The 15367-nt window shown below is 64.8% G+C and carries 16 protein-coding genes and 1 riboswitch; of the genes, 6 read left to right on the forward strand and 10 right to left on the reverse strand.

Annotated features, from left to right (window positions below):
- Positions 1-8: 8 nt before the first annotated feature.
- The 3 genes from FJ959_RS28435 to FJ959_RS28445 all read right to left on the reverse strand — a co-directional run bounded on the left by FJ959_RS28435 (position 9) and on the right by FJ959_RS28445 (position 2309).
- Positions 9-635: a LysE family translocator gene (locus FJ959_RS28435; protein WP_140625645.1), complete on the reverse strand. Its 627-nt coding sequence runs from the start codon at positions 633-635 to the stop codon at positions 9-11.
- Between the two features lie 86 nt (positions 636-721).
- Positions 722-1669: an aldo/keto reductase gene (locus FJ959_RS28440; RefSeq protein ID WP_140558105.1), complete on the reverse strand. Its 948-nt coding sequence runs from the start codon at positions 1667-1669 to the stop codon at positions 722-724.
- Positions 1670-1787: 118 nt separating this feature from the next.
- A complete protein-coding gene (locus FJ959_RS28445; protein WP_140500781.1) occupies positions 1788-2309 on the reverse strand; it encodes a gamma-glutamylcyclotransferase in 522 nt (173 codons plus the stop codon).
- Positions 2310-2446: 137 nt separating this feature from the next.
- Here FJ959_RS28445 and FJ959_RS28450 point away from each other — a divergent pair, with 137 nt between their 5' ends.
- Both FJ959_RS28450 and FJ959_RS28455 read left to right on the forward strand, forming a co-directional pair.
- Positions 2447-3445, forward strand: a complete 999-nt coding sequence (locus FJ959_RS28450) for a DUF2125 domain-containing protein (protein WP_140625646.1) — start codon at positions 2447-2449, stop codon at positions 3443-3445.
- 9 nt (positions 3446-3454) lie between these two features.
- Complete coding sequence (locus tag FJ959_RS28455) at positions 3455-4384, forward strand: sugar kinase (RefSeq protein ID WP_140625647.1); 930 nt, start codon at positions 3455-3457, stop codon at positions 4382-4384.
- Here the strand turns inward: FJ959_RS28455 and FJ959_RS28460 are convergent.
- Both FJ959_RS28460 and hisC read right to left on the reverse strand, forming a co-directional pair.
- A complete protein-coding gene (locus tag FJ959_RS28460) occupies positions 4381-5316 on the reverse strand; it encodes a prephenate/arogenate dehydrogenase family protein (RefSeq protein ID WP_181167284.1) in 936 nt (311 codons plus the stop codon). The genes FJ959_RS28455 and FJ959_RS28460 overlap by 4 nt on opposite strands.
- Positions 5317-5322: 6 nt before the next feature.
- On the reverse strand, positions 5323-6432 hold the full coding sequence (hisC, locus tag FJ959_RS28465) for a histidinol-phosphate transaminase (protein WP_140584036.1): 1110 nt from the start codon (positions 6430-6432) through the stop codon (positions 5323-5325).
- A 136-nt stretch (positions 6433-6568) separates the two neighbouring features.
- Positions 6569-6646, forward strand: a riboswitch (SAM riboswitch).
- 119 nt (positions 6647-6765) lie between these two features.
- Here hisC and FJ959_RS28470 point away from each other — a divergent pair.
- Positions 6766-7935, forward strand: coding sequence for a homoserine O-acetyltransferase (locus FJ959_RS28470; protein WP_140513895.1), 1170 nt, complete (start codon positions 6766-6768; stop codon positions 7933-7935).
- A 58-nt stretch (positions 7936-7993) separates the two neighbouring features.
- Positions 7994-8608 carry a methionine biosynthesis protein MetW gene (gene metW, locus FJ959_RS28475; protein WP_140500775.1) on the forward strand — a complete coding sequence of 205 codons (615 nt, stop codon included), beginning with the start codon at positions 7994-7996 and terminating at the stop codon, positions 8606-8608.
- A 111-nt stretch (positions 8609-8719) separates the two neighbouring features.
- On the opposite strand, the gene FJ959_RS28480 is transcribed toward metW, so the two are convergent.
- From FJ959_RS28480 to FJ959_RS28490, 3 genes are all read right to left on the reverse strand, one after another.
- The gene (locus FJ959_RS28480) at positions 8720-9523 is read right to left on the reverse strand and encodes a DUF1194 domain-containing protein (RefSeq protein WP_140633307.1); all 804 of its coding nucleotides are present in this window, start codon (positions 9521-9523) and stop codon (positions 8720-8722) included.
- Positions 9524-9628: 105 nt separating this feature from the next.
- Positions 9629-11452: an ABC transporter ATP-binding protein/permease gene (locus tag FJ959_RS28485; RefSeq protein ID WP_140584033.1), complete on the reverse strand. Its 1824-nt coding sequence runs from the start codon at positions 11450-11452 to the stop codon at positions 9629-9631.
- 139 nt (positions 11453-11591) lie between these two features.
- On the reverse strand, positions 11592-12380 hold the full coding sequence (locus FJ959_RS28490) for a methyltransferase domain-containing protein (RefSeq protein WP_140500772.1): 789 nt from the start codon (positions 12378-12380) through the stop codon (positions 11592-11594).
- A 153-nt stretch (positions 12381-12533) separates the two neighbouring features.
- On the opposite strand from FJ959_RS28490, the gene gloB reads away from it, so the two are divergent.
- Together gloB and FJ959_RS28500 are read left to right on the forward strand one after the other, a co-directional pair.
- Positions 12534-13301, forward strand: coding sequence for a hydroxyacylglutathione hydrolase (gene gloB, locus FJ959_RS28495; protein ID WP_140560165.1), 768 nt, complete (start codon positions 12534-12536; stop codon positions 13299-13301).
- 23 nt (positions 13302-13324) lie between these two features.
- On the forward strand, positions 13325-13765 hold the full coding sequence (locus FJ959_RS28500; RefSeq protein WP_140584031.1) for a cupin domain-containing protein: 441 nt from the start codon (positions 13325-13327) through the stop codon (positions 13763-13765).
- Between the two features lie 15 nt (positions 13766-13780).
- Here the strand turns inward: FJ959_RS28500 and FJ959_RS28505 are convergent, their stop codons facing one another.
- Complete coding sequence (locus FJ959_RS28505) at positions 13781-14455, reverse strand: lysoplasmalogenase family protein (RefSeq protein ID WP_140633310.1); 675 nt, start codon at positions 14453-14455, stop codon at positions 13781-13783.
- Positions 14452-15366, reverse strand: a complete 915-nt coding sequence (locus FJ959_RS28510; protein ID WP_140633313.1) for an EamA family transporter — start codon at positions 15364-15366, stop codon at positions 14452-14454. Before FJ959_RS28510 ends, FJ959_RS28505 begins: the two co-directional genes overlap by 4 nt.
- Position 15367 lies beyond the last annotated feature (1 nt).

Consider the following 15367-nt stretch of genomic DNA (forward strand, 5'->3'; position numbering starts at 1 on the left):
CGCAACGTTCAAGCGAACACAGCCAGTGCGGTCGTCAGCACCAGCGTCGCGGCAAAGACCAGATTGATGATGCGCGAAGCCACCGGCCTGCGAAGAAAGCGCGCGAAAGCAGCGCCCGCAAGCAGCCACACGGCATGGATGGCGACGATCATGCATGCGAGAGCGGTCAGCTTCGGCCCGGTGCCGATGGCGCCGGCGCCCGAATCCGCGGACGCGCCGGCGAACACCGCGGCGATGGCCACATAAGCCTTCGGGTTGGCCACCGCCAGCAGGAACCCGCCGGTGAATGTCGGTCGCGCGGCCTCGCCGGCATCCGCCGCCAGGGGCGGCGCGCTGGCAATCTTGAACGCGAGATAGAGGATATAGGCAGCCGACGCCGCGACAAGCAGCGGCGCGAGCGGCGGCATCGCGGCAAGCATGGCGCTCACCCCGCTTGCCACGACCAGAAGCACGGTGATCGTGCCCAGGATGACCCCCAAGGCGTAGCTCAGGGAACGGCGCAGGCCGAACGCCGCGCCGACGGCGGTGACGCTTATCGTCGCCGGTCCCGGGCTGCCCATGACGGCCGTAGCGGCAAGCATCAGCGCAACGAGCTGACGCCACATATCCGGCTGCGAAAAAAGCGGGCCTGCCATCCGCGCCTCCTGTCTTGCCAAGCGTCAATGACGGTATGGCAAGGTCGGGGCGACCGTCTTGGACGATCGTGCGCGCTGCTGACGGCTCAGCCGCTCGCCTTGTCGAGCTCGGCCATGTCGTCGGCGCTCAGCTCCAGCGACACCGCCTTGATCAGGCTGTCCATCTGTTCAGGCTTGGTGGCGCTGGCGATAGGCGCGGTGACGCCCGGCCGGGCAATGACCCAGGCAAGCGCCACTTCCGCCTGTTTGGCCGAATGCCTGGCGGACACCGCGTCGAGTGCCGCGAGGATGCGCATACCGCGCGCATTTAGGTAATCTTTCACGCCGCCGCCGCGCGGGCTTTGACCGAGATCGGCCTCGCTGCGGTATTTGCCACTCAAGAAACCCTTGGCCAGGCTGAAATAGGTGATCACGCCGATGTCCTCCGCCATGCAGAGATCGCGCAGCGGGCCATCGAACGACGAGCGGTCGTAGAGATTGTATTCCGGCTGCAGCACTTCATAGCGCGGCAGGCTGCGCAGGCTTGCCACGTCGAGCGCGGCGCGCAACTGGCCGGCGTCGAGATTCGAGCAGCCGGCATAACGGATCTTGCCCTTGGCGAGGAGCTTTTCATAGGCGCCGAGGGTTTCCTCATAGGGCGTGGTTGGATCCGGCCAGTGCGACAGATAAAGATCGATGAACTCGGTCTGAAGCCGCTTCAGCGATGCATCGACGGCCTTTTCGATGTAAGCGGCGGACAGGTCCTTGTGGCCCTGCCCCATGTCCGAGCCCACTTTGGTGATCACCACGACCTTATCGCGGTTGCCGCGGTCCTTCATCCATTTGCCGATGATGGTTTCCGATTCGCCGCCCTCGTGGCCGGGCACCCAGCGCGAATAGGCGTCCGCTGTGTCGACCGCGTTCAGGCCGGCGCCGACGAAGCGGTCGAGCAGGTCGAACGACGTCTTCTCGTCGGCGGTCCAGCCGAAGACATTGCCGCCCAGAACCAGCGGCGCGATGGAAAGGTCGGTGCGACCGAGACGGCGTTTCTGCAAGGCTGATCTCCGTGTTGGTGGGATTGGGCGGCTATCGCCCGTCGAGAGTCGGAGCCTAACCTAGGTCTCGCCGCATCGAGGTCAAAGACCTCGCCGGATTTTTCCGCAAGCCAGCGCTTCACAAAGGCGCGATCCGCCTGGCCACGTCTTCCAACCAGTGATCGCGGATGCCGAGCGCCCGGAGATGGTCCAGCGTGCTCGACACATAGTCCTCATTGTTGCCGGATTGGCCGACAGCGCCGCGCACCACATCAGCGGCGTGGGCCGCATCGAGCGCACCGGCATACTGCTCATGATTGCGGTCGACGATATAGGCCACGGCCTCGACCGTGCCGCCGCCGTCAAGGCGGACATTGAGCATGCGCTCGAGATAGACATTGGTGACCAGCTCGCGCTCACGCAGATAGGCGATGACCTCGTCCCGCAACTCGCCCGGCACCCGGAAAGCCAGCCCGACGCAGGAACCCCCGCGGTCAAGGCCGAGCACCAGCCCCGGACGTTCCCGCGTGCCGCGATGCACGAAGGAATAGACGCACAGCGCGCGACGATAGCCATGCAGGCGCGCCCGCCTTGTCTCGACATGCGCGAACCCCGGCCGCCATATCAGCGAACCATAGCCAAACACCCAAAAATCGCCCATATCGCCGTGCCTGATTGCGTAAGAATGGCAACACCACACCGGAATCGGTGTTTTTTCCGTCCATCTCTGTCTACCTATTGTCGTTGCCAGAATCGACAGCCCGCCCACAGCCCCGATGCGTGAACGAGAACCGCAGCATGACGTCCACTGACGAACGCCAGCCGAAGCATCGCCGCCGCCTGTTCTGGCTTGCAGCGTTTGTCATCGCGCTGTTCGCCATCTACAGCGGCGGCTGGTTCTATCTCGCCGACAGGGTCCGGAGCGAAGCCGACAAGGCGGTCGCCACGCTCAACAAGAGTGGCATCGAGGCCGGCTGCGCCAATCTCCAGGTCAGCGGTTATCCCCTGAGCTTCGCCGTCTCCTGCGACAATCTTGCCTATGAGGATGATGCCAAGAACGTTGCCGCCTCTGCCGGTTCCTTCAACGCCGTCGCCCAGATCATCCAGCCGCTGTCGCCGGTCGCGGACCTGCGCGGTCCGCTCAGGACCTCCGTTCCGGGCATGGTGCCGCTGTGGATCGACTGGGATGATCTTAAGGCCAACGTCAAGCTCTCATGGCCGCTGCCGCGACGCATTTCGCTCACGGCCGAGGGCCTGTCCGGCCAGACTGATCCGGCCGACGATACCGATCCGGTGCAACTGTTCAGCGCCGGCAAGGCGGCGGGCCAGCTGCAGCCGAACGGCAGGGATATCGACTATATCGGCAGCTTCGGCGATCTGGAGATCGACCCCGATGCGATCGGGGGCCGCGTCCTGCCGCCGCTCGACGCCAGTGGCGAGGCGACGCTGAAGAACGGCCTGGCCCTGATCGGCACGCAACTGAAAAGCCTGCGTGGCCAGGCCGTCGAGATCCGCAGGCTGGATTTGTCGTCGGGCACGGCGCACGTCGCCGTTTCCGGGCCGCTGTCGGTCGACACCGAGGGCCTGGTCGATGCCGATCTGATGATCAGGCTGAAAGACCCGAAAGCCGTGGCCGCCATTCTCGGGGCCGCCATACCCGAACAGAAGAACCAGATCGAACAAGGCTTTGCCGCCCTGGCGCTGCTCGGCAACGAACCGTCGATGCCGCTCAAGGTGGTCAAGGGCAAGGCCTCGCTCGGCTTTATCCCGCTGGGCAAGATCAAGCCGGTCGACTAAGCATCCCCAATGGACAGACCGGCAAAACTCCTGAGCGTCGGCGCGCTGACGCTCGACACCATTCTTCGCGTCGAAGCGCTGCCCATCCATCAGGGCAAGTTCATGGCCGCCGATGGCGTCCAGATCGCTTCCGGCATGGCCACGAGTGCCGCCTGCGCCGCACGCCGGCTGGGCGCCGAAGTGTGGCTTTGGGCGAGCGCCGGCGATGATCAGGTCGGCAACCAGCTGATATCGGGCATCGAGGCGGAGGGCGTCGATTGCAGCCTCGTCCGTCGCGTCCCCGGAGCGTCCTCGGCGCTGGCCGCGATCCTTGTCGACGGCCATGGCGAACGCATCATCGTGCCTTTCTACGATCAGCGCGCTCAGGCCGATCCCGACGGCTTGCCGGTCGCCGATCTCACGGCTTTCGATGCCGTGCTGGTCGATGTGCGCTGGCCGGGTGCTGCGGCGCTGGCGCTCAGCGCTGCGCGCGCTGCCCGCCGCCCTGGGATCCTCGATGCCGACACCGCGCCATTGGCAGTGCTGGAGCGGCTGTTGCCGCTCGCCTCGCACATCGTCGCCTCCGAACCGGCGGCGCGCATCGTCTGCGGCCAGGCGCTGGACCCGCAGGCCGCATGCGCCGACCTTGCGTCGCGCACCGACGCTTTCGTCGCGGTAACCGCCGGCGGGGCTGGAACCTGGTGGCATGACAGGCAGGCCGGTTGCGTACGCCACGTCGCTGCGCCAAAGGTCAAGGTGGTGGATACGCTGGCAGCCGGCGACGTCTTTCATGGCGCATTCGCAGCCGGATTGGCGCAAGCCATGCCGATCGAGCAGGCGCTACGCTTTGCCAGCGCGGCCGCAGCGCTCAAATGCCAGCGCTTCGGCGGCAGGCTGGGCGCGCCCGATCGTGCCGAGACACTGGCGATGATGGCGGCGACCTGGCCTGAAGGAGCCTAGTTTTTCGCCGGATGCTCGACCGCCTGGCGACCGAAATCCGGCACGTCGATGTCCTGGCCGGCCTCGATGATCGAGCGTCGCACGGCGCGGGTGCGGGTGAACAGGTCGAACAGCTTGTCGCCGTCGCCCCAGCGGATTGCCCGCTGCAGAAAAGCCAGATCCTCCGAGAACCGCGCCAGCATTTCCAGGATCGCGTCCTTGTTGTGCAGGCACACGTCCCGCCACATGGTCGGATCGGAGGCGGCGAGGCGCGTGAAGTCGCGGAAACCGGAAGCGGAATATTTGATGACTTCCGTCTTGGTCACCGATTCCAGGTCATCGGCGGTGCCGACGATGTTGTAGGCGATGATGTGCGGCAAATGCGAGACGATGGCCAGCGTCATGTCGTGATGCTGCGGATCCATCGTGTCGATGTTGGCGCCACAACGGCGCCAGAATTCGGAAAGCCTTTCCAGCGCGTCCGGATCCGTGTCCGGCAGCGGGGTGAAAATGCACCAGCGGTTGTCGAACAGATCGGCGAAACCGGCATCGGGCCCAGATTTCTCCGTGCCGGCCAGCGGATGGCCGGGAATGAAATGCACCCCACCGGGTATATGCGGCTGCATCTGTGCGATCACGGAAGCCTTGGTCGAGCCGACATCGGTGACGATGGCGCCCCTCTTCAGCGCCGGCGCGATCTCTTGCGCCACCGCGCCGGACGAGCCGACCGGCACCGAGACGATAACCAGGTCGGCATCGCGGACCGCTTCCTTGGCATCTATGGCGTAGGAGGAGCCCAGCCCAAGCTCTTGCGCCCGCGCCAGCGTCGCGGCGCTGCGCGTCGAGATGGCGACATGGCCGGCCAGGCCCTCGCGGCGGATGACGCGGGCCAGCGACGAGCCAATCAGGCCGATGCCGACCAGCGCGATCTTTTCGAACATCGGTGATGCCATGGCGTTCTAGCTTTTCAGGAATGTCGTGAGTGCCGCGACAACGCCGCGATTGGCCTCTTCGGTGCCGACCGTCATACGCAGTGCGTTGGGAAAGCCATAGCCCGAAACACGCCGCAGTATGTAGCCGCGCTGGGTGAGATAATCGTCCGCCGCCGCGGCCGAATGCTTGCCGTCGTCGGGAAAATGAATGAGGAGGAAATTGCCGACGCTCGGCGTCACCCGCAACCCGAGCCCGGTCATCTGTTCGCTCAGCCAGGCCAGCCAGGTCTCGTTATGCGCGACGCTACGCTCGATATGGGCGCGGTCGCGGACGGCGGCGATGCCGGCCTCGATCGCCGTCGCATTGACGTTGAAGGGACCGCGTATGCGGTTGATCGCGTCGACGATGTGCATCGGCCCATACATCCATCCGATCCGCGCCCCGCCAAGTCCGATCTTGGAGAAGGTGCGGGTCATGACCACGTTCTGAGAGCTGCCCGCGAGCTCGATGCCGGCCTCATAGTCGTTGCGCCTGACATATTCGGCATAGGCGGCATCGAGCACCAGAAGCACGTTCTTCGGCAGGCCGGCATGCAGGCGGCGCACCTCCTGGAACGGCACGTAAGTGCCGGTTGGATTGTTGGGATTGGCGAGGAACACGATCTTCGTACGTGGCGTGACAGCCGCCAGGATCGCATCGATGTCGGCGCGCTCCTGGGTCTCCTTGACCGCGACAGGCGTCGCACCCGCCGACTGGATGTAGATCTTGTAGACCATGAAGGCGTGTTCGGTGAATATGGCCTCGTCGCCGGGCGCGAGATAAGTCTGCGCCAGCAGGCCGAGGATCTCGTCGGAGCCGTTGGAACAGATGATGTTCTGTGCGTTCAGACCATGCACCTCGGCGATTGCTTCGCGCAGGCGCCGGGCGGTGCCGTCGGGATAGACGTCGAGCTTCGCGGCGACCTCGCGCGCGGCCTCGATTGCCTTCGGCGAGGGGCCGAGCGGGTTCTCGTTCGACGACAGCTTGTGGACCTTGTCCACCCCGGCGGGGGCCGAGCTCTTGCCCGGCACATAGGCCTGGATGTCCATGATGCCCGCGCGCGGGGTTGGACGTGCCTTGTCCGGGGTCTGGCTCATATCGCAAAATCCGTCGAGAACGCTTCCGTCCTGGAAGCCGCTGCGGAAATACAAGCCATGGCCGGCAATGTCGAGAGGTGGCAGTGGTGCCAGCAGGCGGCATTGACGGCGAGGCAGGTGAGTTCTAGAAGGGCAGCGACAGTTCCGTGGTGATTTGGCCGGTCGGCTTGCAGCCACGTTAAACAATTCGCTAAAGGGCCGTTTGCGCGACGTAACCGGCTTTGCGAAGGCAATGCCGGTTTTTTATTGTCCGCGGCCGGCCGGACGAACGCGTCGGCGGCGCGGAGATCGGCAGCGATTTCCGCAAGGCAAGGGTGCAGCAAGAGAGACGAGATGGCCGCTCAGCGCGCTGGCAGAACCAACAACGAGGCAGACCAACCGTCGAGTCCGGTCGTGCGCTTCGGCGCCGACAAGCCGCTCAAGCTCGACGCCGGCACGCTGCTGTCGCCGTTCCAGATCGCCTACCAGACCTACGGCACGCTGAATGACGCCCGTTCCAACGCCATTCTCGTATGCCACGCTTTGACCGGCGACCAGCATGTGGCCAGCACCAATCCAGTGACCGGCAAGCCGGGTTGGTGGGAAGTGCTGATCGGCCCCGGCAAGATCATCGACACCAACCGTTTCTTCGTCATCTGCTCAAACGTCATCGGCGGCTGCCTCGGTTCCACCGGCCCGGCATCCACCAATCCCGCCACCGGCAAGCCTTATGGGCTCGACCTTCCGGTCATCACCATCCGCGACATGGTGCGTGCCCAGCAGATGCTGATCGATCATTTCGGCATCGAAAAACTGTTTTGCGTGCTCGGCGGGTCGATGGGCGGCATGCAGGTGCTGCAATGGGCGTCGAGCTATCCGGAGCGTGTTTTCTCGGCGCTGCCGATCGCCACCGGCGCGCGGCATTCCTCGCAGAACATCGCTTTCCACGAGGTCGGCCGGCAGGCCGTGATGGCCGACCCCGAATGGCATGGCGGCAAGTATTTCGACCACGGCAAACGCCCGGAAAAGGGGCTCGCCGTGGCGCGCATGGCCGCCCACATCACCTACCTGTCGGAAGCAGCCTTGCACCGGAAGTTCGGCCGCAACCTGCAGGACCGCGAAGCGCTGACCTTCGGCTTCGACGCCGATTTCCAGATCGAGAGCTATCTGCGTCACCAGGGCATGACTTTCGTCGACCGCTTCGACGCCAATTCCTATCTCTATATGACGCGGTCCATGGACTATTTCGACCTCGCCGCCGACCACGGCGGCAGGCTGGCCGATGCTTTTGCCGGCACCAAGACCCGCTTCTGCCTGGTGTCGTTCACCTCGGATTGGCTGTTCCCGACCGAGGAGAGCCGCTCGATCGTCCATGCGCTGAATGCCGCCGGCGCGTCGGTGTCCTTCGTCGAGATCGAGACCGATCGCGGGCACGACGCCTTCCTGCTCGACGAGCCGGAACTGTTCGCCGCCATCAATGGCTTCATCGGCTCGGCCGCGCGAGCGAGAGGGCTCGGCGCATGACCCCGCAAAATTGCAGACCTGTCCATCAAGGGTCACGCACCACGACAAGGGGCAAGCGATGAGCGTCAACCGCGCCCAGCGCGTCGATCTCGAGGTGATCGCCGGTCTGATCCCGCCGCAATCGCGGGTGCTGGACGTCGGCTCCGGCGACGGCTCGCTGCTCGAGCTTTTGCAGGAAACCAAGCAGATCGACGGCCGCGGACTGGAGCTGTCGCAGCGCGGTGTCAACGAATGCGTGGCGCGCGGCCTTTCCGTCGTTCAGGGCGACGCCGACAAGGATCTTGAATTCTATCCCGACAAGGGTTTTGATTTCGTCGTCCTGTCGCAGACCTTGCAGGCGACCCGCAACCCGAAGCTCGTTCTCGACGAACTGCTCAGGATCGGCGAACACGCCATCGTTTCCTTCCCCAATTTCGGCCACTGGCGGGTGCGCCTGTCGCTGTTCGTCAAGGGCCGCATGCCGGTGACCAAGGACCTGCCCTATTCCTGGTACGACACGCCGAACATCCACTTCTGCACCATCCGCGACTTCGTCAATCTGTGCGAGGAGCTTGGCGCGACCGTGGAAAGGGCGACCGCGCTCGACGCCAACGGCCAGAAGATCGGCCTGTCGATGCCATGGTGGTTCTGGAACTTCTTCGGCCAGCAGGCGGTGTTCTTGTTGAAGCGATAAGGGCCATCCCGGAGGTGGCTATGACACCCCCTTTTCGGGCGAAGTCGAGCTGCAGGCTGATCTCTGCGACGAAGGTCATCAGCAGGTTGGAACGCATAGCCCGGCGAAGGCTCAGCGATCGAGCTCCGGGAAATACGGATCCGACAAGAACCGTCTGTCGCGTTCGCCTTGCAGGCAGTCGATCGGAGCCTCGGCTTCGGCGGGAATGATCCTGGTCTCGTTCTGAACGCCGCTCACTTCGAGAATCAGCTTGCGCCGGATTGCCGTCGAAAATTCGGCGGCTGTATAAATCGGCAGCACGAAGGAGCCCGGCCCGCCGGTGACGCACTGGGCGTAATACCGGTCGAGGTGGCTGAAGGTGGGCGATGGATTGATCAGGATCGGCAGGCCGTTGATGACGATGCCTCTGGCGTTTGCCGCATCCCGCGTGGCGGTGACGGGCGGCCCGATATTGTTCGGTCCGTCACCGGAAATATCGATGACGCTGCGTTCGCTTTTGTAAGCGGTGCGGTCGAAGAGCCCCGCGCCGAAGGCGAGCGCGCCGGAGATCGACGTGCCGCGGAAGCTGCGGAACGGACGAGCCGCTATCTTGTCGGCAAAGGCGTTGGCGCTCTCGGCGCCGTCGATGACCTGCCAGCCGATGAGCGCGTCGTCGCGCACAGTGCCGGCCCATTCGAAATAGGTGAGCGCGATGCGACCGGCGTTCCCGGCGCGGACCGCCTTGATGAAGTCGGGATGACGCAGCGCCTCCACATAGCCGGCGCGCTGCAGGGCGAACTCCTTCTCGTCCATCGACAATGAGATATCGACCGCCAGCACCAGTTGGACATCAACGGCCAGACTATCCGGCGCAGGCGCAGTCACGGCGGCCTCGGTGCAGGCCAGGCAGGCAAGCAGGCTGAGAGCATCAAGCATGGCCGGCTCAAGCGATGTTTCCGCCGCAATCTTCCGTCGCGATCACGGCGAAATAAAGCTGCCGCATGGCGTGCCGCGGGCCAGCCCGAACAGATGCCGGAAGTGCTATTTCTTGCGGCGAGGAGCGGCCGGCGGCGGCTCGATCGCGCCTGCCCTTATACGCGCGGGCTTCAGAGCCGGCACGCTGGACGCCTTTACGATGGTCAGCGCGCGCGGGAAGAACTGATTGTTGTGCTGCCCGCGGCCGATATTGAGGATCGTCGCCCCGCCCAGCCGCTTCTCCAGCGTCGACAGGACCCGCCGCAGTGTCGGTCCGTCGAAGGCATCGAGAGCCTCATCGATGATCACCCATTTCGGCTGCCGCAGCACGAGCCGGGCGAAGGCCAGCAGGCGCAGTTCGTCGTCGGCCAGTTCATGCTCCCAGCGCGCGCTACGGTCGAGCGACGACGACAGGCGCTCCAGGCCGATCTCGGCCAGCACGGCCGAGATATCGGTATCGCTTGCCGGCGCAACCCCGTCCACGCGGTCGAGCACTTCGCGCAGCGTGGCGGTTGGGAAGTAGGGCGTGCGCGGCACGAAGATAGGCACCTCCCCCGCCGGCATGCCGATGCGCCCGCTCCCCCACGGCCACAGGCCGGCAATGGCGCGAAAGAACAGCGTCTTGCCCGCGCCAGGCTCGCCGGTGAGCATGACGCGTTCGCCGGCGTGGATCTCGACATGCTGGTCGGCGAGCCTCGTGCAGCCCCCCGGCGAGGCCACTTCGAGTTTCTCGAAGGTCAGCTTGCCGTTTGCATTCTCGCCGAATTCGATGCGCCTTTCCTGGTCGTGCAGCACATCGGTCTCATCCAGCGCAATGCGGAAATCGGCGACGCGCATCAGCGTCGCGCGCCAATCGGCGATGCTGCCGATATTGTTGATGAACCAACGCAATGAAGAATGGACCTGATTGAAGGCGCCGACCGCCATCATCAGTCCGCCGAAGCTGATATCGCCCGCGAAATAGACCGGCGAAGCGACCAGGATGGGAGCCACCACGGTGATCCAGCCATAGGTGTCCGTCACCCAGGCGAGATTGATCTGGGCGTTATAGATGCGTCGCATGGCGCCGAGCACGGTGCCCAGGTCGGTTTCCAGCCGCCGCCTGGCATCGGGCTCGCTTCGGGCGAGCGCGATGGCATCGATGTTCTCGTTGACGCGCACCATCGAGGAACGCAGCTCCGCCTCGCGTGTGTAGCGGTCGCTGTTGAGGTGGATCAGTGGCCGTCCGACCAGCCAGCTCAGCCAGGAAGCCGTTCCGGCATAGAGGATGGCCGCCCACACCATGTAGCCCGGTATGGCGAGCGATGTCCCGCCGACATGGAAGACGAAGCCCGAGGACAGCTCCCACAACACGCCGACGAAGGAGATGAGCAGGATTAAGGATTGCAGCAGACCGACGCCAAGATCCGTCGACAGGTCGGAAAGATGGCTCGCATCCTGCTGCATGCGCTGGTCGGGATTGACTCCGATGGCGCCCGCATGCGCCAGGCGAAAGGCGCGCGCCGGCCGCATCCATCCATTGATCAGATCGAGCGTCAGCGCCTCGCGCAGCTTCAGCCGGATCGTCTGATTGAGCCAGGTTTGGCCGACATTGAGCACAAGAAGCCCACCGGCAATGGCGGCAAAAATGGCGAGCTGGTGCAGGAAGGCCTGCATGTCGCGACGTGCAAGCGCATCGTAGAAAGGCTGGTTCCAGCGGTTGAGCAGAACCTGGCCGATCGAGGTCGCGACAATGACGGCAACCATTCCGATGGAGGCCCAGCGTAGCCTTTTGCGGACCGGCGACCCGGCAAGCGCCAGCTTGATCGTCGCCACCTGATCACGCAGGCTCGAAGCTTCGACCGCAGCGATAGGCCGGGCAGAGGCATCATTGTCCGGATAATCGGCCATGAGCTGAAGTCCTTGCGTTCAAAAGCGGTGCTGAAAACCGGATGAAGTGTAGTGACGCCACCGGTCACTCAGCCAGGCTGCGAGCCCGTCAGCGACAGATAGGTCGCGAAATGCCGTCCGGCGCAAGTTTCCGGCATGATCACGAAGGTGTCATTCGCGGACTCGGCGATGTCGTGGCCCCGGTCTCTATTCGCCGGCCGAGCCGCGTTGCTGCATGCGGCGAAAGCACCGGCACGAAAACGCGTCGCGAAGCGCGCTGGGCGGCCGGCACGCCCTGATAGAGCCGCTTCTGCGCCTCGACCACGATGACGCCGGAGAAGATCGGCCACAGCCGCCGGCCGGCGCGCTCCAGCATATTGTGGAAGCGCATCATGAAACGCCGCCGCGATGGCGGAAAGAACAGGGCGTCGGACCAGGCGGCGGGCGTGAAATTCGCCTCGCGCAGCAATTCGGTGAGCTGACCGCGCGAGAAGGGCCTGCCATTGCCGAACGGCGTATGTTCGAACCGCGCCCAGACGCCGCGCCGGTTGGGCACGACGATGACCACCCGGCCGGCCGGCGACAGCACGCGCCAGATCTCGTTCAGCGTTTCGCGCGGGTTTTCGACATGCTCGAGCGAATGCACGAGCAGCATGCGGTCGATGCAGGAATCGACCAGCGGCAGTTCCTCGTCGAAAACCAGAGCCGTCGCCGTCGGTCCCGCCGCCGGCCAGACCACGGCGCCCTGCGTCGCCGGCATGAAGGCGAACACCCGCTCGGCGTCGCTGCCGAACCGTTCCAGCCAAGGCAAGGTGTAGCCGAGCCCGACAAGCCGCTCATTGGGCACGGTGGCCCATATCGATGACAAGGCCATGGTGATCGAATGCTCGGCGAAGCGACCGAGCGCTGTCGAATAGAAGGAGCGGAGATCGACGATGTCGGAATGCATGTCAGGGATGTAGCCGCGATATCGGCGGGTTTCAACAAAAGGCCGCGACGTCCCGAGATCCCGGATGTCGAATGACATCCTGACATTAGTCATCTTCGGGATGACATCCGCGCGTCGGCGTCCTATGTCTGCGGCGAAAGATGGAGAGATGCGATGGCGGTCGAAATCGAACAGTTCATGTGCCGCAGCGACAATTTCGGCGTGCTGGTGCATGACCCCAAAAGCGGTCAGACCGCGCTTATCGATGCGCCGGAAGAAGCGGCGATCCTGGCTGCGGTCAAGCGCACCGGCTGGACGCCGACGATGATCCTGACCACGCATCACCATGCCGACCATGTCGAGGCCAATCTGGCGCTGAAGCAGCGCTTCAAGCTGCGCATCGTGGGTCCCGAAGCCGAAAAGGCCAAGATTCCCGGCATTGACGACACTGTCGAGGACGGTTCGATCCTGCATCTCGGCGAGGAGCGCATCGAAGTGATCGCCACCCCCGGCCACACCGCCGGCCACGTCTCCTATCACCTGCCGGCATCGAAAGTGGCGTTCACCGCCGACACGCTGTTCGCGCTCGGCTGCGGGCGGCTGTTCGAATGCAAGCCGCCGGTGATGTATGGATCCCTGAAGAAGCTCGCGGCACTGCCTGCCGCGACCGTGATCTATTGCGGGCACGAATACACGCTCGCCAACGCCCGTTTCGCGCTGAGCGTCGACCGGACCAATTCGGCATTGAAGGAACGCGCGGCAAAAATTGAAGCGCTGCGCGCCGATAACAAGCCGACGCTGCCGACCACGATCGGCGAGGAATTGTCGACCAACCCTTTCCTGCGCTGGCACGATCCGGCAATCCGCAGGCATCTCGGCATGGAGAAGGCGTCGGATGTCGAGGTTTTTGCCGAGATCCGCAAGCGCAAGGATAATTTCTAGGCCAAGCGACACTGGTCGAAACCATGACGAGTTCCGCAGAAATCATCGCCATCCTTGGCATGAAGCCGCATCCGGAAGGCGGCTGGTACACGGAAACCTTTCGCGACGGTGGCGGCGGAGCTCGAGGCCACTCGACGGCGATCTATTTTCTGCTGGAGCAGGTCCAGGTTTCCGCCTGGCATCGCGTCAGGGATGCAGCCGAGGCCTGGCACTTCTACGCCGGCGCGCCGCTGGCGCTGTCGATATGGGAAGAAGGCGGCCCAAAGGCTAACCGGGTGATCGAGCAGGTGCTCGGCATCGAGCTTGCGGCCGGCGAGCGGCCGCAAATCGTCGTGCCGGCGGGCTGGTGGCAATCGGCGCGCAGCCTGGGCGAGTGGACCCTGGTCGGCTGCACCGTGGCGCCGGGCTTCGACTTTGCGGCGTTTGAACTGGCGGAGCCTGGTTGGCGGCCTAAACAGCTCTGACGCAGCCGGAAACCCTTAGCGCAGCAGGAAACCAAGCGTGATCACGAGCTGCGCGGCGTAGTAAAGCACCCAGACCGCCAAACGCATCCAGGCGCGATGTGGCGAAATGGCGGCCGCCAGGAAGCGTTCCGTGGCCAGCAGCGCGTCGGACGCCATGAACAGCACGGCACCGCCGATAACAGCGGCACTGCTCGTCGTCAGCGCCGAAATGCCCATGGCGAGGATGGCCGCGACATAGCCCGCGATCGGCGCTCGCAGGGCCGGGCCGACGCGGCGCCACAGCGCCGCCAGCATGAGAATAACGAATACCGCCATCGCAAGTGCGATTGCCGCGCGCCAAGGTTCGGCCCCCAGCACTCCCATCCCCCCGTCGCTGCGCAGGAACAGCACGACGTAGACGATATGCGCGGCGAGAAAGCTGCCCAGCCCGCCCAGAAACATCTTTTCGCCATCCCGCGACAGGAAGGTGTCGCCGATGGCGCTCAGCGCAAGAGCGGCGACCAGTAGCAGCGGCCCGCCCTGCATCGCCGCCAGCACGGCAAGCATGGCCACGGCGAGCGTTTTTGCCGCCGAACGGGCGAGCGTCGGCGCCATGCCTGATGTGAAGGCGTAGACAACCGCCGCCACCAGCGAAAAGATCAGCGTCGCATTGGCGTTGGCGTCGATGCCGCCTGGAAACGGCATCGTCACGCCCGGGCTCCGCCTTCGGATGCACCGGCTCCGCTTTCGGAAGCAGCGGGCTTGCGCAGGAACAGCGACTTTGCCGCAAGTGCGGCCCCCCCGGTGATGAGCACGCAGGCCGCGACAATGCGCAGCGACGGCTCGGCGACGCCGGCCGCGATCAACACCAGCGTCGACAGGAGCGGCGCGGCATAGCTTGCCGCGCCCAGCACCTGGATATTGCCGCGCTTGACGCCGACATCCCAGGCATAGAAGGCTGCCCCCACTGGCATCAGGCCGAGCCCGAGCACGGCAAGCCATTGCCCGGCACTCGCGGGCAGCACCGTCTCTTCCAGCGCCAGATGGCAGGCAAGCGACAACAGCGCGGTCGCCGCGCAGAACCAAGTGACGATGCTGGTCGGCACTGACGGGAAACGCCGCGACAGGAGCGAATAGGACGACCACAGCACGGCGCAGACGGCAGCCATGGCGTAGCCGAAGGCATAGCGCGCGTCGAAGGCGAGGCCGCCGCCCTTGGTGACGATGAGCACGGTGCCGGCAAGGCCAAGCAGCGCGCCCACGATATGGTTCCAGGCCAGCCGCTCGCCCGGCATCAGCGCCGAGCCGAGCACGATCAGCAGCGGCCACAGATAGGCGATCAGACTGGCCTCCACCGCCGGCGCGTTGCGCAGCGCAGTGAAGTAGAAGAAGTGGTAGCCGAAGAGGCCGGCAATGCCGATCACCCAGACCTGGCGCGGTATCCTCTGGCTTTTATCCGCGGCCGGCATGAAGAGACGCGCGACAAGCCCGACCCCGGTGCCGATCGAGAAGGTGATCGCCGACAAGAGGAACGGCGGCACCTTGCCGGATGCGTCCGTAAGCAACGCGAGCAGCGCCCACATGGCGACGGCCGAAAAGCCGATCAGTGTCGCGCGCCCCATT

The organism is Mesorhizobium sp. B2-2-4 (assembly GCF_006442375.1).
Lineage (GTDB): Bacteria > Pseudomonadota > Alphaproteobacteria > Rhizobiales > Rhizobiaceae > Mesorhizobium.

Coding starts and splice junctions, on each gene's coding strand:
- FJ959_RS28435 (WP_140625645.1), bottom strand. CDS start 635: ATGGCAGGCCCGCTTTTTTCGCAGCCGGATATGTGGCGTCAGCTCGTT.
- FJ959_RS28445 (WP_140500781.1), bottom strand. CDS start 2,309: ATGGGCGATTTTTGGGTGTTTGGCTATGGTTCGCTGATATGGCGGCCG.
- FJ959_RS28450 (WP_140625646.1), top strand. CDS start 2,447: ATGACGTCCACTGACGAACGCCAGCCGAAGCATCGCCGCCGCCTGTTC.
- FJ959_RS28455 (WP_140625647.1), top strand. CDS start 3,455: ATGGACAGACCGGCAAAACTCCTGAGCGTCGGCGCGCTGACGCTCGAC.
- FJ959_RS28460 (WP_181167284.1), bottom strand. CDS start 5,316: ATGGCATCACCGATGTTCGAAAAGATCGCGCTGGTCGGCATCGGCCTG.
- hisC (WP_140584036.1), bottom strand. CDS start 6,432: ATGAGCCAGACCCCGGACAAGGCACGTCCAACCCCGCGCGCGGGCATC.
- FJ959_RS28470 (WP_140513895.1), top strand. CDS start 6,766: ATGGCCGCTCAGCGCGCTGGCAGAACCAACAACGAGGCAGACCAACCG.
- metW (WP_140500775.1), top strand. CDS start 7,994: ATGAGCGTCAACCGCGCCCAGCGCGTCGATCTCGAGGTGATCGCCGGT.
- FJ959_RS28480 (WP_140633307.1), bottom strand. CDS start 9,523: ATGCTTGATGCTCTCAGCCTGCTTGCCTGCCTGGCCTGCACCGAGGCC.
- FJ959_RS28485 (WP_140584033.1), bottom strand. CDS start 11,452: ATGGCCGATTATCCGGACAATGATGCCTCTGCCCGGCCTATCGCTGCG.
- FJ959_RS28490 (WP_140500772.1), bottom strand. CDS start 12,380: ATGCATTCCGACATCGTCGATCTCCGCTCCTTCTATTCGACAGCGCTC.
- gloB (WP_140560165.1), top strand. CDS start 12,534: ATGGCGGTCGAAATCGAACAGTTCATGTGCCGCAGCGACAATTTCGGC.
- FJ959_RS28500 (WP_140584031.1), top strand. CDS start 13,325: ATGACGAGTTCCGCAGAAATCATCGCCATCCTTGGCATGAAGCCGCAT.
- FJ959_RS28510 (WP_140633313.1), bottom strand. CDS start 15,366: ATGGGGCGCGCGACACTGATCGGCTTTTCGGCCGTCGCCATGTGGGCG.